The organism is Micromonospora sp. RV43, assembly GCF_001029515.1.
GTDB lineage: Bacteria > Actinomycetota > Actinomycetes > Mycobacteriales > Micromonosporaceae > Micromonospora > Micromonospora aurantiaca.
On record NZ_LEKG01000311.1, the window covers coordinates 1 to 4,128 of the forward strand.

The 4,128-nt window shown below is 70.2% G+C and carries 4 protein-coding genes; all 4 read left to right on the forward strand.

What is annotated here, in order from left to right; all coding sequences use genetic code 11:
• Positions 1–130: 130 nt before the first annotated feature.
• The 4 genes from ABD52_RS36515 (at position 131) to ABD52_RS36530 (ending at position 3,991) form a co-directional block, all read left to right on the forward strand.
• Positions 131–778 carry a hypothetical protein gene (locus tag ABD52_RS36515; protein ID WP_047894762.1) on the forward strand — a complete coding sequence of 216 codons (648 nt, stop codon included), beginning with the start codon at positions 131–133 and terminating at the stop codon, positions 776–778.
• Positions 779–960: 182 nt separating this feature from the next.
• Positions 961–1,515 (forward strand): hypothetical protein, encoded by a 555-nt coding sequence (locus tag ABD52_RS36520; RefSeq protein WP_235437675.1) that lies wholly within the window; start codon positions 961–963, stop codon positions 1,513–1,515.
• Between the two features lie 782 nt (positions 1,516–2,297).
• Positions 2,298–3,791: a hypothetical protein gene (locus ABD52_RS36525; protein ID WP_152748371.1), complete on the forward strand. Its 1,494-nt coding sequence runs from the start codon at positions 2,298–2,300 to the stop codon at positions 3,789–3,791.
• Positions 3,788–3,991, forward strand: a complete 204-nt coding sequence (locus ABD52_RS36530) for a hypothetical protein (RefSeq protein WP_047894765.1) — start codon at positions 3,788–3,790, stop codon at positions 3,989–3,991. The genes ABD52_RS36525 and ABD52_RS36530 overlap by 4 nt, the downstream gene beginning before the upstream one ends.
• The last annotated feature ends 137 nt before the right edge of the window (positions 3,992–4,128 follow it).

Consider the following 4,128-nt stretch of genomic DNA (forward strand, 5'->3'; position numbering starts at 1 on the left):
GGCCACCACCGCGCTGGCCCAGCTACGCGCCCACGCCGACCGCCTGACCAACCCCGCCACCGCACCCCGCTGACACCCCGGGGGCGCGGCACGGCCCGGCCCGGCCGCGCCCCTCAACCCGGAGCCCACCATGACCGACCGCCGCACCCTCGCCCTCCCCAGCCCCTACGCCGACCTCACCACCGCCGAAACCACCGACACCGAAACCGGTCGCGTCACCTACCGCTTCCGCGCGCCCCGCGCCACAGGAACGATCGTCATCGCACCCGAGTTCAGAGGCGAGGACTCCGCGACCCCCGCCGCCATCTACGTCCAGTTCGGCGAGAACGCCTACAACGACAACGACCGCGCCGAACGGCCGGTCATCAACGGCGTCACCATCACCGGCGGCGTCATCCTGACCCCCGCCGAATACCTCGACCGCCCCGACAGCGAATACCTGGGACTCCGACGCAGCGTCGACCGCTGGACGAGCACCAGCGCGCCCACCGCAACCAGCCGATACGGATCCGCCATCATCCGAACCCTCGTGGCCGCCTGGCACGAGCGCCCCGACCGCGCCGACCTCATCCAGGCCGCCGCCCGCCACGCCGCACCCCGACGCCTCGCCGACCTCCGCCGATACAAGATCGACCCGATCAAAGAGCAGATCAGCAAACTCTCCGACGAACTCGTCGACCACTACGCCCTCGCCGGCCAGCTGAGCCGCCTCGCGGCCGAGTACGAAGCCAACCGCACCAACCCCGACCAACCAGCCCCGGAGCAGTCACCCTCATGACGCCGACCGACACCACCACCGCGGCCACCCGATACGCTGACCGCCGTACGGCAACCACCCGCCGACCGCCCCCCAGCGGCCGGCGGGCGGCCCGCCGTACGGCCGCCGCACCACCGCCGTCCTCCCTCACCGGCTCAGGTCCGGCGACCACCGTCGCCCGCACCCGAGCCCACGAGGACCCCGTGACCACACCCGGCCACCACCGCACCGACGACCCGGCCGTACCCACCCGCCTCGTCGGCGGCCGCCTTTGCACCAACCGCGCCGGAATCGCCCACCTCGCCGGCTGGACCCCCGGCAACTCCGTCAACGTCCGCGCCCGCACCGACCCCGACTTCCCGCACGGCACAAAGGACGGCCGCGAATACTGGTACCCCTTCGACGGCCCCCACGGCGTCGAAGACTACATCGCACTGCTCGCCCAACGCGCCGCCGCCAAGAAGCCACCGCCGGTCAAGGATGGCGATCCGGACGACGAACTCAACACCGAAGACGCGGCAGACGCCCTCCACATTGCCTTCGCGACCATGCGCTCCTACGTGCGGTACTCCATCCCCTACTGGACCGGCGAGAAGACCGGGCGCCCCCTCCTGCCTCCACCTGACATCGAGGAAGAGCGCGAAGACGAACGCCTAGGCCCCTACACCCACCGCGCCTGGCTCCGCCGCACCCTCGCCGCTCACCAAGCCAACCGCCCTGGACCCGGAACCGGCGCTGGCCGCCCCCGAGATCAATAACAGCGGAGAACGGCAACGGCCGGAGGGTTGGTTTGGCGAACCCCCTCCGGCCGTCTGGTGTCGACGCCACACCGGCCCCAACAGGCCACAAACGTCAACCACCTGACCACCAGCATACCCACCCCGCGCACCCCGTTGCGCCCGGGATACGCCCGTCGTGGCAGGCCACCGCCGTCACGAACGGTGCGCGCCCAATGAAGAACGATGATGTCGTGGCGCCGTCGTGGTGCGGACCGTTGCTCCCGCCGTGACCGGGCGGGGGCCCACCGGTGGGCCCCCTCGCCCTGCCAGGTGCGCGTCCAGTTGTCACCGCGGCCGCCGTGCCGCCGGCGCCGGCCGGTCGCGGGGTGATGCCGGCGGCATCACCATCGAGGGGCGGCGGGCCGTAGAGCCACTCCCCCGCCGCGGTGCCCGCGCTATCGGCCCTGCGGGCCGATGGCCTTCAGCCGGACCAGCGTCCCGCCGCTGGACCGCGTCCCCTCGCCGGGGAGGCAGGCTCCAGGATGGTCCCTCCCCGATCCATCCCACCGGCCTGCCACAAGGGCAACCACGGCCGGGGCCGGGGCCGCAACCACACCCCGGTTGCACCCCCGACCCCGACCGTGGTCGGTCACGACCAGGCCGCCGGGATGGATCTCCCCTCAGACGGGAACGCACGAAAAAACCCCAGGTCAGCACCCATCCAACCCCACAAGTGTGCTAGAATTTTAAGTGTGAGGGAGGGGGACGGCGAACCCCCCGAACCACACGACACACCAGACCAACCCTCCGGGAGAGCGAGAGTGACCCAGCAGTACGGCTGCCAGACCTGCCGCAGGCCCCTTACGGTGTGGCGCAAATCCAACAACGAAAGCGTCTATTTCCACCCGGGCGGTATCACCGCCGACCACGAACCCGTCCCTGTTCCTCAAGAACAGCTTCCCTCGCTCAACAAGGTATGCGACTTCTGTTCCTCCCCCGCCGTCGTCGCCGAATTCACATTCAACACCCTCGAAATGCTCGTGATGGGCGACGACGAGGGAATCGAGCCCATCGGCCGCCACAAGGACCTCGGCGGGACCTGGACCGCATGCGCCACCTGCGCCGCCCTGGTAGAGGTACGCGACGTCGCCGCGATCACCACGCGCGCCATCACAAACGGCCGACAGCGCGGCATCGACCACGACCCCCAGATGCTCGCCCACCTGCACCGAGCGCTGTTCGCCGCAACGCCTCTCACCCCGCCCCGTCGGCCGCTACGCGGCACCGCCGCCGCCCAGCCGACCACCGTTCCCGACGTTCGATCGATCCGGCCCCAAGCGTTGCCCAAGGTGCGCGATCGACTGGTCAGGTTCTGGCGCAACGCAGGAGGTGCTTTCGTCCTGGACGTACTCACCACCGGGTCCGGCTACAGCATCCCCGGTCACATGATCCCCGGAGCACCGCTACACGCCTCCGCAGTCCACACCGCCAATCCCACACTCATCAACCAGTACACCGCCCTCATGGGCAACCACGTCGAGAACGGCAAACTGTTCTGGGTGGACAGCGAATTCACCGCTCTCGCCGCCCACGCCGCCCGAGACCTTCCCGATGTCCGCGTACTGCCCGCCGAGCTTCCCGCACCTGACGGCCTGCTCGTCTGGCAAGACCCCATCGTCTGGCTCACCGACCACGAAACGGGCAACACCATGCCCGTAACGGCCGCATCCTGGGGACCCATCCCCGGAGGCGTCTGGACCGTCTTCTACACGCCAGCCGAAACCGTCCTCACCGAAACCGGCCAGATCACCGAACAGCGGTTACAGCACCTGCGCGAGCGCATCGGATGGCTCGCCCCCGTGCACACCGGAACCGGCCTGGTCTACGGCCAGAACCACGACACCGACACCGACGACACCCGCAAGATCCTTACCGCCCTCATCGCGACGTGGATCCTCACCACCCAGCCCGACGCCGAGATCACCGACACCCCCGCCGACAAATCCACCCGCAAGGCGTACCAGCGCGCCAAGCGCCCCGCCCCCGTCGTACGCCTGGTCAGCCTGCGCCGCAAGCAGCAGACCCGCACCGAGGACACCACCACCGGCAAGACCCGCACCTACACCCGCCGATGGTGGGTAGCCGGATTCTTCCGCGAGCAGCCCTACGGCCCCGGCCGCGCCCTGCGCCGCCGCACCTACGTACGCCCCCACATCAAAGGCCCCGCCGACGCCCCGCTCATCCTCACCGACAAGGTCAATATTCTCGGCCGCCGCACCCGCGCCACCGACCCGGACCCGAGGGAGAGCCGATGAGCCAGCACAACCAGCGCCCCCGAGCAAACCCCCACACCCTCACCCCCGGCATGACGGTCATCTTCCGCAACGGCGGCGGCGGACCGGAACGACTGGCGACCATCCTGCCGCGCGGCCCACTCGGGCAGTGCATGGTGCAGCTCGAAACCGGCCCGATAGTGGCGGTATCCGAAGCCCGCGAGCTGTTCCAGTTTCACTGACCACCGCCTGTCGAGCCCCGGACACGCCCACCGGGGCTCGACAGGCCCGGACCACCACCGGCTACGGGTTCGGGCGCATCGAGCGCCCGAACCCGAGCGGGGCGCTCACGCGCCGCCCCCGCACCCCCGGCTACCCC

Excerpts from the sequence above, each read along its gene's own strand:
- ABD52_RS36515 (WP_047894762.1), top strand. The coding sequence starts at position 131 with ATGACCGACCGCCGCACCCTCGCCCTCCCCAGCCCCTACGCCGACCTC.
- ABD52_RS36530 (WP_047894765.1), top strand. The coding sequence starts at position 3,788 with ATGAGCCAGCACAACCAGCGCCCCCGAGCAAACCCCCACACCCTCACC.